Genomic DNA, 15,054 nt, shown 5'->3' with positions numbered 1-15,054 from the left:
TTGTTTGGTCATCTGACACCTCGATCTGGCGAGCATTCTCGCCTAAATGGGTGTCCGGTTTCATTAGACCACTACACTTGAATGCTTATGGATACTGCGTAAGAACTCAGTCAGTCACGGTGATAAGACGGGGCACTTCGGCCATCCGATTAAAAGCCTTTTGATATTATTAAAACTTAGACCCCCCTCCCAGAGTTCTTTACGCCTGTTCTTCTGTCCGTCATCTTCTGCCCACACTAAAACAGCCTTGGCAACTATCAGTTCTGATCGTAGCGGAAAAATTTTTAGCAACCCAAACTGAGGACTCCTACCAAAGTAAGGGAGTACAACATGACAATGAAAAAACTCGCGGCAATTACGGTGATACTTTCGGCCCTTGCGGGCAACGCCTTCGCGGATATCGCAATGTGCCCGCAAAAGTCCAGTATCAAACAGCAGAAAGAAGCTGAAGGGTGGAGCTACAGTGCAATCGGGCCGAATGGCCGTCTCTGGGTGGGCGAAAACCCCTATGCGGAAGAGGAGCATCTTGAAACGTTCAAGTTCACCGGAGCGCTGTACCGGGATGTCAGCTCTGAAGGTAATACAGACGTGGTCTCCTGTGATTATGAGGGCGATGACTGGTTCGCGTTTGCGCGGCTGACGTTGTACTCCTTTAAAGACTGGGCGTCCGTGCCGGGGACAAAGTGGAAGTCCCAGTCAAATAACGTAAAGGACGGTACCCACAAAAAAGCCAAGACCATTGAAACCTGCGAATCACTTTCCCAGGAAGAATGTGCATTCAACTACAGCTCACTGGTCAAGCCACAGGGCAAAGCAACCGCAGATAATTGACAGTTCCAACACTAAAAAAGGGCGACTGAAGTCGCCCTTTCCCCCGCCAGCTCCAGGCGTCAGGCCGCACTAAACAACTTATGCGGATCAATCACAAACTTCTTCGGCACACCCGCATCAAACTCGCCATAGCCACGTGGCGCATCATCCAGACTGATCACCTCAACACCCACAATGTCGGCAATCTTGATCCGATCTCACATGATCGCCTGCATCAACTGGCGGTTGTACTTCATGACCGGGGTCTGGCCGGTGTGGAAGCTGTGGGATTTGGCCCAGCCCAAGCCAAAGCGGATGCTCAGGCTGCCCATTTTCGCGGCGGCGTCGACGGCGCCCGGGTCTTCGGTAACGTACAGGCTCAGAATACCGATCTTGATCATTCCCCAGCCCCAGCCCCAGCGTGAGAATGCCGCCCGTGACGCTCTGCGTCACCTCCCACCATCAACCCTAGCAACTCTGCTAGTAGGCAACCCCGATCGATTGAGCCACAGTAAACCCTGAATTGCCGCGCCTTCCAGGGAGCCCCGACCATGCCAACCCACCGCGAGACCCTACTCTGCCGCTACCGCTACGACCCTCTGGACCGCCTGGCCGATTGCACCCCAACGGCACAGGCCAGCACCCAACGCTTCTACCTCAATGACCGCCTGACCACCGAGATTCAAGGCACGATACAGCGCTCGATCATCCAGCACGAAGATCAACTGCTGGCGCAGCAACAACGCCAGAACGGCACGCGGGAAACCCGCTTGCTCGCCACCGATCAGCAACGCTCGGTGCTGACCATCCTCGACGCCACACGCCCTCATCACCTCGCCTACACACCTTATGGTCATCGCATTCCAGAGAACGGCCTGCTCAGCCTGCTCGGCTTCAACGGCGAACGGCCAGACCCGATGACCGGGCACTATTTGTTGGGCAATGGTTATCGGGCGTTTAACCCGGTGTTGATGCGGTTCAACAGCCCGGACAGTTGGAGTCCGTTTGGAGAGGGGGGGGTGAATGCTTATTCATATGCGGTGGGGAATCCAAGCAAATACTCTGACCCAACAGGTCATGGCCCCTTTGACTTCATTTCAACATTTTTTTCTAGAACACCGAAGCCAACGAAGCCAGACTCATTCAATATTTTTCAATATGGAGGCTCTAACCGCCAGGCGACAACACGTTGGGGTGAAAGGCGGGTTCCGGAAACCGTTTCATATAAAAGGTCAAAAAAACGCCACTCTCTTCCGGAGCGTGAAATGACGTCAGCGGAACACGATTTAATCGGATACCACGGAACCGATGACACTTCAGCCAACCGCTTACTGAATGAAGGTGTTAACCAAACATTTTTCAAGAGCACAAGTTTTGGTTCTGGATTTTATGTCTCCCCGAATTTAGAGGTCGCACAGAAATATGCAGGACTGAGCAATAATAGTCGTGGCCAGGTTGTCGAGGTCTATATGAGCAATTTCTCAGGCATGAAGCCAGGCATAGACTATGACTTCAAACACCATGACGTAAACCCCACGCTGACAATGGAGATGGTTATTAAACCCCACCGAATAAAATCTATCTCGATCAGAACGCTCGATTCCAACTCTGGTAAGAAAAAAAGTACCCCCAGGGCGCTGGAGGCTCATTTTTGATGATTTATCGGTTGCATCAAACCAACGAACAGACGCGATCAAATTTTCATTGTAAAAAAACGGCGACCCATAGATCGCCGTTTCCTTGCTTTCAACACTTACGCCGCACTAAACAACTTATGCGGATCAATCACAAACTTCTTCGGCACACCCGCATCGAACTCGCCATAGCCACGTGGCGCGTCATCCAGGCTGATCACCTCAACACCCACGATGTCGGCAATCTTGATCCGGTCCCACATGATCGCCTGCATCAGCTGGCGGTTGTACTTCATGACTGGGGTCTGGCCGGTGTGGAAGCTGTGGGATTTGGCCCAGCCCAAGCCGAAGCGGATGCTCAGGCTGCCCATTTTCGCGGCGGCGTCGACGGCGCCCGGGTCTTCGGTCACGTAGAGGCCCGGGATACCGATCTTGCCGGCGACACGGACCACGCCCATCAGGGAGTTGAGCACGGTGGCCGGGGCTTCGTGTTTCACACCGGCATGGCCGTGGCCACGGGCTTCGAAGCCAACGGCGTCGACGGCGCAATCCACTTCGGGCTCGCCCAGCAAGGCAGCGATCTGTTCGTGCAGCGGGGTGTCCAGGGACAGGTCGGCGATTTCGAAACCCTGGGCCTTGGCATGGGCCAGGCGGATCGGGTTGACGTCACCGATGATCACCACTGCAGCGCCCAGCAAGCGCGCCGAAGCGGCAGCCGCCAGGCCCACCGGGCCGGCGCCGGCAACGTACACGGTGCTGCCCGGGCCAACGCCGGCGGTGACGGCGCCGTGGTAGCCGGTGGGCAGGATGTCCGAGAGGCAGGTCAGGTCACGGATTTTCTCCATGGCCCGGTCGCGATCCGGCAGTTTCAACAGGTTGAAGTCGGCATAGGGCACCATGGCGTATTCGGCCTGGCCACCGGTCCAGTCGCCCATGTCGACATAACCGTAGGCACCACCGGGACGGGCCGGGTTGACGCTCAGGCAGACACCGGTGTGCATTTCCTTGCAAGAACGGCAGCGCCCGCAAGCCACGTTGAACGGTACCGACACCAGGTCGCCGATTTTCAGGTTCTCGACGTCGCTGCCCTTCTCGATCACTTCACCGGTGATCTCGTGCCCCAGCACCAGGCCGGTTTGCGCGGTGGTACGACCGCGCACCATGTGCTGGTCGGAACCACAGATATTGGTGGAGACCACGCGCAGGATCACACCGTGTTCGATCTTCCTGCCACGCGGGTCCTGCATTTTCGGATAGTCGATTTTCTGCACTTCGACCTTGCCCGCGCCGAGATACACCACACCACGATTGCCAGACATGCTTTCACCTCGCTGTTGTTTTTATGTAGCGGTCGCGTCGCCAGAGATCGGCGGCGCGTTGATTGCTCGGGTTATTGCCTGTGTGTCTTGTGTTGTCTGTTATGGCCTCTTCGCGGGCAAGCCCGCTCCCACATTGGATTTGGGGTGTATCCGAGATCAACGTACCAACAATGACCTCTGTGAGAGCGGGCTTGCCCGCGATAGCGATCTAGAGAACGACCGTGCGATTGGCGTTCAAGAACACCCGTCGCTCGATGTGATAACCCACGGCCCGGGCCAGGGTCAGGCCTTCGATATCCCGGCCCTTGGCGATCAGGTCTTCGGGGTAGTGGCTGTGATCCACCGCCTCCACGCCCTGGGCAATGATCGGGCCTTCGTCGAGGTCGTTGTTGATGTAGTGCGCCGTGGCACCCACCAGTTTCACGCCCTTGTTGTAGGCCTGGTGATAAGGCTTGGCGCCCTTGAAGCCGGGCAGCAGGGAGTGATGAATGTTGATCGCCTTGCCGTCGAGCTTGCGACACAGCTCCGGCGACAGCACTTGCATGTAGCGGGCAAGGATCACCAGTTCGGCGCCGGACGCCTCGATCACCTGCCACACCTGACGCTCCTGGGACGGCTTGTCGTTGGGGTCGAGGGGGAAGTGGTAGTAGGGAATGTCGTGCCAGTCGGCCAGGGGCTTGAGGTCTGGGTGGTTGGAGACCACGGCGACGACGTCCATCGACAACTGGCCGATGCGCTGGCGATAGAGCAAGTCATTGAGGCAGTGATCGGCCTTGGAGACCATGATCACCACTTTGGGTCGATGATGCGGTGGTGTCAGTTCGAAGATCATGCCGAAGGCTTCAGCCCGTTCAGCCAGGCCTGCGCGGAATGACTGTTCGTCGAAACCGTCGGGTTGACGGAATTCCACGCGAATGAAGAATCGGCCCGAGAGCCGGTCGTCGAAGGAGTGGTGTTCGGTGACGTAGCAACCCTGTTCGAACAGAAAGCGGGTCACCGCGTCTACCGTGCCGAGCACGCTGGGGCAGTCGGCGGTCAGAATCCATGTGTCTGGGGCGCGGCTCATAGTGCGGTGACTCCTGTTCGAAAATACCTACGCGACTGCGCAGACCTGTGGCGAGGGAGCTTGCTCCCGCTGGGTTGCGAAGCGACCCCAAAATCAGCAACCGCATTCTTTCAAGAAGAATGCGGACTCAGGTTTTACGACTGCTTCGCCCGGGCGCGGATCGGCCGACGGGAGCAAGCTCCCTCGCCACAAAAGCAGTCATGGCACGACACTGAGTTACGCCTGAACGCTCAGGCCGTACTCGGCAGAAGCATCCTGCAACCACAGCCACCAGTAATCGGAGAAGCTGCGACGGATCAGCAGTTCCCAGGTGTCTTCAGCGGTATGGCGAATCATCAGCTGGGACTTGGCGAACACCGTGCCCACCGCCTTGCCCACCGGGAAGTTGTTGGGGTGCACGTCATAGCTGGTGGACTTCATCAGCACTTCACGCACATTCGGGCCGCTCAGCTCGAGTAGCTGCTGACCGCCGCTGACGTTGACGATGGCGATGTGCAGGTCACCCAGCGCGGCGCGCAGCTTTTGCTCGGCGGCGAACTCTTCGCCGGTCGGCACGATCAGCAGCCACTCGTCCGGTCCCATCCATTGCAGGCTGGTTTCACCTTTGCCGACCACGGTCAGGGCCACAGGCAGTTCCAGGCCCAGGGCCTTGTGCACACCGGCAGCGAATGCCGGGTCATGGCCATCGCCGCGAAGGGTCAGGTGGCCCAGCAGTTTTTTCTCGCGCACGGTGACACCGGCGCTCTTGCGGCCCTTGCCCACCAGGCTGGCGAGGTCGGCATGATGCAGCGACGACTCGGCCTTGGCCCCGGTGGTTGGGCGTTGTTGATACACATTGGCTGCGGTCATAAAACACCTTTCCTCAATTCTGTTGGTTCCGGCCCTGTGGTGGCTGTACTGCCGCCTTCGCGAGCAAGCCCGCTCCCACATCCGACCGCGTTCTCCTGTGGGAGCGGGCTTGCTCGCGAATCGATCAAACGACTCGGCGCAGCTGGCACCCCACAGGACCCGAAGCCCTTACACGTTCTGGCGATCGCCTTTCGGATCGAAGAACACCGAAGAAACGATTTCCGCTTCGATCACGCTGCCGTCGGCCAGCGGTGCGAACACTCGCTCACCGAGGCGCTTCAGACCGCCTTTGACCACACCCATGGCAAACGAGTAGCCCAGGGAGTTGTGGGCGTAGCTGGAGGTCACGTGACCGACCATGGTCATCGGGATCGCTTGCTTGGTGTTGAACACCAGCTGCGCACCCTCCGGCAGCCATTTGGTCGGATCGATCGGCTTGAGGCCGACCAGCTGTTTACGCTGATCACGCACGCAGTCTTCGCGATTCATGCCACGCCAGCCGATCCACGAGAACGGTTTGGTGCGACCCACGCACCAGCCCATGTTCAAGTCGTCCGGGGTCATCGAGCTGTCGGTGTCCTGGCCGACGATGATGAAGCCCTTCTCGGCCCGCAGTACGTGCATGGTTTCAGTGCCATACGGCGTCAGGTTGTATTTCTTGCCGGCCTCGACGATTTTCTCGAGCACGCCCATGGCGTAGTCGGCCTGCACGTTGACTTCGTACGACAGCTCACCGGTAAACGAAATCCGGAACACCCGCGCTGGCACACCACCGACCAGGCCTTCTTTCCAGGTCATGAACGGGAAGCCGTCCTTGTCCAGGTCGATGTCGGTGACTTCGCTGAGCAGCTTGCGGCTGTTCGGCCCGGACAGGGTCATGGTCGCCCAGTGGTCGGTGACCGAAGTGAAGTACACCTTCAGGTCCGGCCATTCGGTCTGGTGGTACAGCTCCAGCCATTGCAGCACACGCGCAGCGCCGCCCGTGGTGGTGGTCATCACGAAGTGGTTGTCGGCCAGGCAGGCGGTGACGCCGTCGTCGAAGACCATGCCGTCTTCTTTGCACATCAGGCCGTAGCGCGCCTTACCCACATCCAGCTTGGTCCAGGCGTTGGTGTAGACGCGGTTGAGGAACTCCCGCGCATCCGGCCCCTGGATGTCGATCTTGCCCAGTGTCGAGGCATCGAGCAGGCCGACGCTTTCACGCACCGCCAGGCATTCGCGCTTGACTGCGGCATGCAGGTCTTCGCCGTTGCGCGGGAAGTACCAAGGGCGCTTCCACTGCCCGACGTCTTCAAACTCGGCACCGTTCTTCACGTGCCAGTGATGCAGCGCGGTGTAGCGCACCGGCTCGAAGATATGCCCACAGTGACGACCGGCCACCGCGCCGAAGGTGACCGGCGTGTAGTTCGGGCGGAACATGGTGGTGCCCATCTGCGGGATGGTCACGTTCAGTGAACGGGCGGCGATGGCCAGGCCGTTGACGTTACCCAACTTGCCCTGGTCGGTACCGAAGCCCAATGCGGTGTAGCGCTTGACGTGCTCGACCGATTCGAAGCCTTCGCGGGTCGCCAGTTCGATGGCGGCGGCGGTGACGTCGTTTTGCAGGTCGACGAATTGCTTCGGCGCCCGTGCGGTGCTCTTTTCATGGGGGACCTGGAACAACGCCAGGGTCGATTCCTCATGACGGCTCAGGGCTTTGGGCAGCACGCCTTCGACCGTTTTGAAACCGGCTTCGGCGGCGGCGCGGGCGCCCCCCTCAAAACCATCGGCCAGCGAGTCACCGAGGCTATAGACGCCGTTGATGCCACCGACGCATACGCGTTTCTGCGGGGCTTCGCCCGGTACAAAACCGAGGATGTCTTCACGCCAGATCGGCTTGCCACCCAGGTGCGAGGCCAGGTGAACCACCGGGCTGTAACCGCCGGAGCTGGCGACAATGTCGCACTCCAGCCATTCACCCGGACTGGTCACGGTGTGGGCTTTGACATCGATGGCCGCCACGCGGGCAGCGGTCACGTGCTTGCTGCCACGGGCTTCGATCACCGCGCTGCCAGTCAGGATACGGATACCTTTGGCCCGCGCTTCCTCCACCAGCGCACCACGCGGGTTGCTGCGGGCATCGGCGATGGCAACCACTTGCAGGCTGGCGTCGAGCCAGTCCAGGGCCACGCGGTAGGCGTGATCGTTGTTGGTGGACAGCACCAGTTTTTTACCCGGCGCCACGCCGTAGCGACGCACGTAAGTCGAGACGGCACCGGCCAGCATGTTGCCCGGCACGTCGTTATTGCCGTAGACCAGTGGACGCTCATGGGTCCCGGTGGCCAGCACCACGCGCGTGGCGCGAACCCGGTGGATGCGCTGGCGCACCTGACCGATCGGCGCACGGTCGCCGAGGTGATCGGTGAGGCGCTCGTGAATGGTCAGGAAGTTGTGGTCGTGGTAGCCATTGACGGTCGCCCGTGGAAGCAACAGCACATCTGGAGTGGCCTTCAGCTCGGCGATCACGTTGGCGACCCACTCGGTGGCTGGCTTGCCATCCAGACTTTCGCGGGTATCGAGCAGGCTGCCGCCGAACTCTTCCTGCTCATCGGCCAGGATCACCCGGGCGCCGCTGCGCGCAGCGGCCAGGGCGGCTGCCAGGCCGGCGGGACCGGCGCCGACGATCAGCACGTCGCAATGCTGGTTCATGTAGTCGTAGGTGTCCGGATCATTCTCGGTCGGCGAGCGACCCAGGCCGGCAGCCTTGCGGATGTACTTCTCGTAAGTCATCCAGAACGATTGCGGGTACATGAAGGTTTTGTAGTAGAAGCCCGGCGGCATCAGCTTGCCGCCGACCTTGCCGAGAATCCCCATCATGTCGTTGTTCACGCTCGGCCAGCCGTTGGTGCTGGTGGCGACCAGGCCTTGGTACAACGCCTGTTGCGTGGCCCGGACGTTGGGGATCTGGGTGGCTTCGGTGGCGCCGATCTGCAGCACGGCGTTTGGCTCCTCGGAGCCTGCGGCGAAGATCCCGCGCGGACGGGAATACTTGAAGCTGCGACCGATGATGTCGACACCGTTAGCCAGCAGTGCAGCGGCCAGGGAGTCGCCTTCAAAGCCTTTGTAGACCTGGCCGTTGAAGGTGAAGGTCAGGACTTTGTTGCGGTCGATCCGTCCACCGTTGGACAGGCGATTGATCTGGCTCATACCTTCGCTCCCAGAGCCTGCGCGGCCGCTTTCGGACTTTCAGTCTTGTCGGTGAACTGCGGCTTGCTGCCGATCTTGTAGGTCTCGAGAATCTCGTAGGTCACGGTGTCGCGGGTGACGTTGAAGTACTGGCGGCAACCGGCGACGTGATCCCACAGCTCGTGGTGCAAACCGCGCGGGTTGTCACGGAAGAACAGGTAGTCGCCCCACTCCTCGTCGGTGCAGGTGTTCGGATCCAGTGGACGCGGGATGTGCGCCTGGCCGGATGCGTGGAATTCCTCTTCGGAGCGCAGTTCGCCGCAGTGAGGACAGAAGATATGCAACATAGGAAATTTCTCCTGTTAGTGGGCGACGGCAGCAGCGCCGTGTTCATCGATCAACGCACCGTTGTGGAAACGGTCGATGGAGAAAGGTGCGGCCAACGGGTGCATTTCACCCTTGGCCAGGCTCGCGGCAAACACGTTGCCCGAGCCGGGTGTGGCCTTGAAGCCGCCGGTGCCCCAACCGCAGTTGAAGAACATGTTCGGCACCGGGGTTTTCGAGATGATCGGGCAGGCATCCGGGGTGGTGTCGACGATGCCGCCCCACTGGCGGTTCATGCGCACGCGGGACAACACCGGGAACATCTCGACGATGGCCTGAATGGTGTGTTCGATCACCGGGTACGAGCCACGCTGGCCATAGCCGTTGTAGCCGTCGATACCGGCACCGATCACCAGGTCGCCCTTGTCGGACTGGCTGATGTAACCGTGTACGGCGTTGGACATGATCACGCTGTCGATAATCGGCTTGATCGGCTCGGACACCAGCGCTTGCAGCGGGTGGGATTCGATCGGCAGGCGGAAACCGGCCAGCTTGGCCATGTGCCCGGAGTTACCGGCAGTGACCACACCAACGCGCTTGGCACCGATGAAGCCTTTGTTGGTTTCCACGCCGATGCACACACCGTTTTCCTTGCGAAAACCGATCACTTCGGTCTGCTGGATCAGGTCCACGCCCAGGGCGTCGGCGGCACGGGCAAAGCCCCAGGCCACGGCATCGTGGCGAGCCACGCCGCCACGACGCTGGACGGTGGCGCCCATCACCGGGTAGCGGGTGTTCTTCAAGCAGTCGAGGTACGGAATCTCGTCGGCCACTTGCTGGGCGTTGAGCAGTTCGCCATCGACGCCGTTGAGGCGGTTGGCGCTGACCCGACGCTCGGAATCACGAATGTCCTGCAGGGTGTGGCACAGGTTGTAGACCCCACGCTGGGAGAACATCACGTTGTAGTTCAGGTCCTGGGACAGGCCTTCCCAGAGTTTCATGGCGTGTTCGTAGAGGTGCGCCGACTCATCCCACAGGTAGTTGGAACGCACGATGGTGGTGTTGCGCGCGGTGTTACCGCCGCCCAGCCAGCCTTTCTCGACCACGGCCACGTTGGTGATGCCGTGCTCCTTGGCCAGGTAGTAGGCAGTCGCCAGACCATGCCCGCCGCCGCCGACGATGACCACGTCGTAGACCTTTTTCGGGGTCGGCGTGCGCCACATCCGCTGCCAGTTTTCGTGGTGGCTGAGGGAGTGTTTGAAGAGGCCGAAGCCTGAGTAGCGTTGCATAGTCATTTACTCCAAAACCGCGCTCAGCGATAAACCGGGAAGTCCGCGCACAGGGCCGCGACGTTCTTCGCCACATCGGCTTCAACGTCGGCGTCGCCGAGGTTGTCGAGGATGTCGCAGATCCAGCCGGCCAGTTCCGTGCACTGGGTGACCTTGAAGCCACGCGAGGTCACGGCCGGGGTGCCGATGCGCAGGCCCGAGGTGACGAACGGCGACTGCGGGTCGTTCGGTACGGCGTTCTTGTTCACGGTGATGTGGGCGCGACCCAGGGCGGCGTCGGCTTCTTTACCGGTCAGGCCCTGGCGGATCAGGCTCACCAGGAACAGGTGGTTGTCGGTGCCACCGGACACTACATCGTAGCCACGTTTGATAAAGATGCCGGCCATGGCCTGGGCGTTGTCGATCACTTGCTGTTGATACACCTTGAAGCCGGGCTCCAGCGCTTCCTTGAAGCACACGGCCTTGGCGGCGATCACGTGCATCAGCGGGCCACCCTGGCCACCGGGGAATACGGCGGCGTTGAGTTTCTTTTCCAGCTCTTCGTTGGCGCGGGCCAGGATCAGGCCGCCCCGTGGACCGCGCAGGGTCTTGTGGGTGGTGGTGGTGACCACGTCGGCGAACGGAATCGGGTTCGGGTACAGGCCGGCAGCGACCAGACCGGCAACGTGGGCCATATCAACAAAAAGATAAGCACCGACTTTGTCAGCGATCTGACGGAAACGCGGGAAATCCAGAGTCTTGGAATAAGCCGAGAAGCCGGCGATGATCATTTTCGGCTGGTGTTCGACCGCCAGGCGCTCGACTTCGTCGTAGTCGATCAGGCCGGTGTCGGTGTCGATGCCGTATTGCACCGCATTGTAGAGCTTGCCGGAGAAGCTGACCTTGGCGCCGTGGGTCAGGTGCCCGCCATGAGCCAGGCTCATGCCCAGCACGGTGTCGCCGGCTTGCAGCAGGGCCAGATAGACCGCCGCGTTGGCCTGGCTGCCGGAGTGCGGCTGGACGTTGGCATAGTCGGCGCCGAACAGCTGCTTGGCGCGCTCGATGGCCAGCGCCTCGACCTTGTCGACGTGCTCACAACCGCCGTAGTAACGCTTGCCCGGATAACCTTCGGCGTATTTGTTGGTCAGGCCGCTGCCCTGGGCTTCCATGACGCGCTTGCTGGTGTAGTTCTCTGACGCGATCAGCTCGATGTGATCTTCCTGGCGCAGCTCCTCGGCATTCATCGCCGCCAGCAGTGCATCGTCGTAACCCTGGATCTGGTCTTGCTTGCTGAACATCGCGTCTCTCCCAGCGGCGGCGGTGCGCCATTCGTCTCGGTGAGGCACCTGCCTTTGCGCAGTGCCCTTTGGATGCGATGGTATGGCCGGCTTCGAGTGGTCAAATGCCTATGGACGCCACGCAAAGGTGCGTTTACGACATGGGTCGATATGGCACGAAAAATGTGGATGACTCTTGTGGCGAGGGAGCTTGCTCCCGCTGGGCTGCGTAGCGGCCCCAAAAACAGCGAACGGGATTTCCGCGAGGGCATTGACGAGATCAGCGCGGGCTTCGCCCACGAGCGGGAGCAAGCTCCCTCGCCACGGGGATGGGGTCAGGTGAAGATTTGGCGCACGGCCAACAGCACGAGGAAATGCACGGGATAGAGCGCGTACGCCCAGCGCCGCATCGGCGGTGGCGAGCACTGGCGCACACCGCGCAACAGCAACAGACCGCCCAGCGGTGCGATCAGGCAGACGCCAAAAGCGACCTCGGCGAGCGTGTTGCCGTGGCGACTGGCGGCAATCAGCGCCTCCCACTCATTGGCCGCCAGACAGACCAGCCCCGGCAACACGGCGAAGTACCACGGCTTGCGGATCACCAGCAGCGTCGCCAGGGGCAACAGGACACCGAACATACCGAACATCAGTCGCTCACTGAACAGGGCCCCCAGCAGCAGCGCCACCAGCCCCAGCCCGCGCGCCTGAAGCTCCGGTTGTTGCCAGCCACGTGCAACCAGCAACCCCAGCGCCAGTGTGGGCAACACGTTTAAAACGCCGGGATCAGGGATATACAACCGGTAGGGTATTTCGCTCAACAGACTGAACAGCAGCAACCAGCCCAGGTAACGCCACTGACGTCCGCGATCGTGGGGCAGCGCGGCCGGCCGCGCCAGGTTGGCCGCCATCGCCAGGCAAAACCACGGGAACGCCAGACGCCCCGGCACATACAGCAGGTCCAGGGGCAACCCGATGTAACGCAGGTGATCGAGCACCATGCTCAGCAGCGCCAGCCACTTGAGCAGATCGAGTGCCCCGTCACGTTGAGTCACGTGCATAATCGCCCATCGACTGTGTAGTTTTCTGACAGATACATCACGTGTGCTCCCCGGACGATCTTCGGTAAAGTGCGCACCCTCATTGACCAACGAACTCTTCACCCAAGAGTCTCGACCACGGAAGCGGGCCATGACCGATAAGAGCCAACAATTCGCCAGCGACAACTATTCCGGCATCTGCCCTGAAGCCTGGGCCGCCATGGAACAGGCCAACCAGGGCCACCAGCGCGCCTACGGCGACGATGAGTGGACTGCCCGCGCCTCGGACGACTTCCGCAAACTGTTTGAAACCGACTGCGAAGTGTTCTTCGCCTTCAACGGCACCGCCGCCAACTCACTGGCCCTGTCGTCGCTGTGCCAGAGTTACCACAGTGTGATCTGCTCGGAAACCGCCCACGTCGAAACCGACGAATGCGGCGCGCCGGAATTCTTCTCCAACGGCTCAAAATTGCTGATCGCCGGCACCGAGAATGGCAAGCTGACGCCGGCCTCGATCCGCGAAATCGCCCTCAAGCGCCAGGACATCCACTACCCGAAACCACGGGTCGTGACCCTGACCCAGGCCACCGAAGTCGGCAGCGTCTACACCCCGGACGAAATCCGCGCCATCAGCGCCACCTGCAAAGAACTGGGCCTGAACCTGCACATGGACGGTGCACGCTTCTCCAACGCCTGCGCCTTCCTCGGCTGCTCGCCCGCCGACCTGACCTGGAAGGCCGGCGTCGACGTGCTGTGCTTTGGCGGTACGAAAAACGGCATGGCGGTCGGCGAGGCGATTCTGTTCTTCAACCAGAAACTGGCCGAAGACTTCGACTACCGCTGCAAACAGGCCGGTCAACTGGCGTCGAAAATGCGCTTTCTCTCAGCCCCTTGGGTCGGCATTCTCGAAAACAACGCCTGGCTCAAATACGCCCGCCACGCCAACCACTGCGCGCAGCTGCTGGCCGAACTGGTCAGCGATATTCCCGGCGTTGAACTGATGTTCCCGGTACAGGCCAATGGTGTGTTCCTGCAGCTGTCGGAGTCGGCCGTCGCGGCACTGACCGAGAAAAACTGGCGTTTCTACACCTTCATCGGCAAAGGCGGCGCCCGCTTCATGTGCTCATGGGATACCGACGAAGAGCGCGTGCGGGAACTGGCGGCGGATATCCGCGAAGTCATGTCCCACTAAGTCCTTCGAGCAGCAACCCGATCCCCGGTGGCGAGGGAGCTTGCTCCCGCTGGGGCGCGAAGCGGCCCTGAAACCTGAGCACGCGGTCTGCCTGACAGACCGTGTTCTAAGGGTTTGGGTCTGCTTCGCAGCCCAGCGGGAGCAAGCTCCCTCGCCACAAAAGCTCATTCGCCACTCTATTCCTCCCACCACAGCGTCTTGGTCTACATTGTCCTGCGAGCCACTCGATCCGCATCGATAACAACAAGCAGGAGCGAACGTATGTCACTACAAGGCAAAACCCTGTTCATCACTGGCGCAAGCCGTGGCATCGGCCGTGAGATTGCGCTGCGCGCCGCGCGGGACGGGGCCAATATCGTGATCGCCGCCAAAAGTTCGGAGCCTCACCCCAAGCTGCCCGGGACTATCCATAGCGTGGCCCTGGAAGTTGAGGCGGCAGGAGGCAAGGCGCTGGCCCTGCAGGTCGATGTTCGCGACGAAGTCGCGGTGCAGGCGGCACTGGCCCAGGCCAGCGAACATTTCGGCGGTATTGACGCGCTGGTCAACAATGCCGGGGCAATCAAGCTGACCGGGGTTGCGCACATCGAACTCAAGCGCTTCGACCTGATGCACCAGATCAACACCCGCGCCGTGCTGCTGTGCAGCCAGGCCGCCCTGCCCTATCTGAAAAAAACCGGCGGACACATCCTCAACCTGTCGCCACCGCTGAACCTGGCCAGCAAATGGTTCGCCCAGTACAGCCCCTACACCGTGACCAAATACGGCATGAGCATGCTGACCCTGGGCATGAGCGAGGAATTTGCAGCCTATGGCATCAGCGTCAACTCGCTGTGGCCGCAGACCATGATCGCCACGGCTGCCATCGAGTTTCAGCTGGGCTCGCGGGAGTCGTTCAAGCACGCCCGCACACCCGCCATCATGGCCGATGCCGCCCACGCCATTCTCTGCAGCGCCAATCGCAGCCTGACCGGACGATTGTTGATCGATGAGGAAATACTTCGGGAACAGGGGGTCACCGAGTTCGATCACTATCGCTTCGCGCCGGGTACCACCGACAAGCTGATGACCGACCTGTTTATCGATTGAGGCGCCGCCGATCCCGCCCTGGCGGGC

The 15,054-nt window shown here is 60.7% G+C and carries 12 protein-coding genes and 1 pseudogene; 4 read left to right on the top strand and 9 right to left on the bottom strand.

The genetic code is table 11. The features are described from left to right. Positions 1-330 precede the first annotated feature (330 nt). The gene (locus AC3WQN_RS19955; RefSeq protein WP_103401098.1) at positions 331-831 is read left to right on the top strand and encodes a DUF3757 domain-containing protein; all 501 of its coding nucleotides are present in this window, start codon (positions 331-333) and stop codon (positions 829-831) included. Between the two features lie 59 nt (positions 832-890). On the opposite strand, the pseudogene AC3WQN_RS19950 reads toward AC3WQN_RS19955, so the two are convergent. Beyond that, a pseudogene (locus AC3WQN_RS19950) lies at positions 891-1,205 on the bottom strand (formaldehyde dehydrogenase, glutathione-independent); the annotation flags it as partial. A gap of 156 nt (positions 1,206-1,361) precedes the next feature. On the opposite strand from AC3WQN_RS19950, the gene AC3WQN_RS19945 reads away from it, so the two are divergent. Beyond that, the gene (locus AC3WQN_RS19945) at positions 1,362-2,465 is read left to right on the top strand and encodes an RHS repeat-associated core domain-containing protein (protein WP_256587318.1); all 1,104 of its coding nucleotides are present in this window, start codon (positions 1,362-1,364) and stop codon (positions 2,463-2,465) included. Positions 2,466-2,563: 98 nt separating this feature from the next. Here AC3WQN_RS19945 and fdhA read toward each other — a convergent pair whose 3' ends face one another. The 8 genes from fdhA to AC3WQN_RS19905 all read right to left on the bottom strand — a co-directional run bounded on the left by fdhA (position 2,564) and on the right by AC3WQN_RS19905 (position 12,770). Continuing rightward, entirely contained in the window at positions 2,564-3,763 is a 1,200-nt protein-coding gene (fdhA, locus tag AC3WQN_RS19940; protein WP_103401097.1) for a formaldehyde dehydrogenase, glutathione-independent, read from the bottom strand. Positions 3,764-3,971: 208 nt separating this feature from the next. Next, the gene (purU, locus tag AC3WQN_RS19935) at positions 3,972-4,829 is read right to left on the bottom strand and encodes a formyltetrahydrofolate deformylase (RefSeq protein WP_103401096.1); all 858 of its coding nucleotides are present in this window, start codon (positions 4,827-4,829) and stop codon (positions 3,972-3,974) included. Between the two features lie 216 nt (positions 4,830-5,045). Further along, positions 5,046-5,678 carry a sarcosine oxidase subunit gamma gene (locus tag AC3WQN_RS19930; RefSeq protein ID WP_095081387.1) on the bottom strand — a complete coding sequence of 211 codons (633 nt, stop codon included), beginning with the start codon at positions 5,676-5,678 and terminating at the stop codon, positions 5,046-5,048. A gap of 168 nt (positions 5,679-5,846) precedes the next feature. Beyond that, positions 5,847-8,864 (bottom strand): sarcosine oxidase subunit alpha, encoded by a 3,018-nt coding sequence (locus tag AC3WQN_RS19925; RefSeq protein WP_103401095.1) that lies wholly within the window; start codon positions 8,862-8,864, stop codon positions 5,847-5,849. Further along, on the bottom strand, positions 8,861-9,190 hold the full coding sequence (locus tag AC3WQN_RS19920; RefSeq protein WP_095081389.1) for a sarcosine oxidase subunit delta: 330 nt from the start codon (positions 9,188-9,190) through the stop codon (positions 8,861-8,863). Before AC3WQN_RS19920 ends, AC3WQN_RS19925 begins: the two co-directional genes overlap by 4 nt. 15 nt (positions 9,191-9,205) lie before the next feature. Beyond that, positions 9,206-10,456 carry a sarcosine oxidase subunit beta gene (locus tag AC3WQN_RS19915; RefSeq protein ID WP_103401094.1) on the bottom strand — a complete coding sequence of 417 codons (1,251 nt, stop codon included), beginning with the start codon at positions 10,454-10,456 and terminating at the stop codon, positions 9,206-9,208. A 23-nt stretch (positions 10,457-10,479) separates the two neighbouring features. Next, on the bottom strand, positions 10,480-11,733 hold the full coding sequence (glyA, locus tag AC3WQN_RS19910) for a serine hydroxymethyltransferase (protein ID WP_095081391.1): 1,254 nt from the start codon (positions 11,731-11,733) through the stop codon (positions 10,480-10,482). Positions 11,734-12,047: 314 nt separating this feature from the next. Next, positions 12,048-12,770: a TraX family protein gene (locus tag AC3WQN_RS19905; RefSeq protein ID WP_103401093.1), complete on the bottom strand. Its 723-nt coding sequence runs from the start codon at positions 12,768-12,770 to the stop codon at positions 12,048-12,050. A gap of 130 nt (positions 12,771-12,900) precedes the next feature. On the opposite strand from AC3WQN_RS19905, the gene AC3WQN_RS19900 reads away from it, so the two are divergent. Both AC3WQN_RS19900 and AC3WQN_RS19895 read left to right on the top strand, forming a co-directional pair. Next, positions 12,901-13,941 carry a threonine aldolase family protein gene (locus AC3WQN_RS19900; protein WP_103401092.1) on the top strand — a complete coding sequence of 347 codons (1,041 nt, stop codon included), beginning with the start codon at positions 12,901-12,903 and terminating at the stop codon, positions 13,939-13,941. A gap of 261 nt (positions 13,942-14,202) precedes the next feature. Beyond that, positions 14,203-15,027 carry an SDR family oxidoreductase gene (locus tag AC3WQN_RS19895; RefSeq protein WP_103401091.1) on the top strand — a complete coding sequence of 275 codons (825 nt, stop codon included), beginning with the start codon at positions 14,203-14,205 and terminating at the stop codon, positions 15,025-15,027. Positions 15,028-15,054: the final 27 nt, after the last annotated feature.

The sequence above is a fragment of the Pseudomonas sp. FW300-N1A1 genome (genome assembly GCF_058789115.1).
Note: the sequence above shows the minus strand (reverse complement) of the source record. Positions and strands in the feature narration are given on the sequence as shown.

Coding starts and splice junctions, on each gene's coding strand:
- AC3WQN_RS19945 (WP_256587318.1), top strand. CDS start 1,362: ATGCCAACCCACCGCGAGACCCTACTCTGCCGCTACCGCTACGACCCT.
- AC3WQN_RS19925 (WP_103401095.1), bottom strand. CDS start 8,864: ATGAGCCAGATCAATCGCCTGTCCAACGGTGGACGGATCGACCGCAAC.
- AC3WQN_RS19930 (WP_095081387.1), bottom strand. CDS start 5,678: ATGACCGCAGCCAATGTGTATCAACAACGCCCAACCACCGGGGCCAAG.
- AC3WQN_RS19920 (WP_095081389.1), bottom strand. CDS start 9,190: ATGTTGCATATCTTCTGTCCTCACTGCGGCGAACTGCGCTCCGAAGAG.
- fdhA (WP_103401097.1), bottom strand. CDS start 3,763: ATGTCTGGCAATCGTGGTGTGGTGTATCTCGGCGCGGGCAAGGTCGAA.
- AC3WQN_RS19915 (WP_103401094.1), bottom strand. CDS start 10,456: ATGCAACGCTACTCAGGCTTCGGCCTCTTCAAACACTCCCTCAGCCAC.
- glyA (WP_095081391.1), bottom strand. CDS start 11,733: ATGTTCAGCAAGCAAGACCAGATCCAGGGTTACGACGATGCACTGCTG.
- purU (WP_103401096.1), bottom strand. CDS start 4,829: ATGAGCCGCGCCCCAGACACATGGATTCTGACCGCCGACTGCCCCAGC.
- AC3WQN_RS19895 (WP_103401091.1), top strand. CDS start 14,203: ATGTCACTACAAGGCAAAACCCTGTTCATCACTGGCGCAAGCCGTGGC.
- AC3WQN_RS19900 (WP_103401092.1), top strand. CDS start 12,901: ATGACCGATAAGAGCCAACAATTCGCCAGCGACAACTATTCCGGCATC.
- AC3WQN_RS19905 (WP_103401093.1), bottom strand. CDS start 12,770: ATGCACGTGACTCAACGTGACGGGGCACTCGATCTGCTCAAGTGGCTG.
- AC3WQN_RS19955 (WP_103401098.1), top strand. CDS start 331: ATGACAATGAAAAAACTCGCGGCAATTACGGTGATACTTTCGGCCCTT.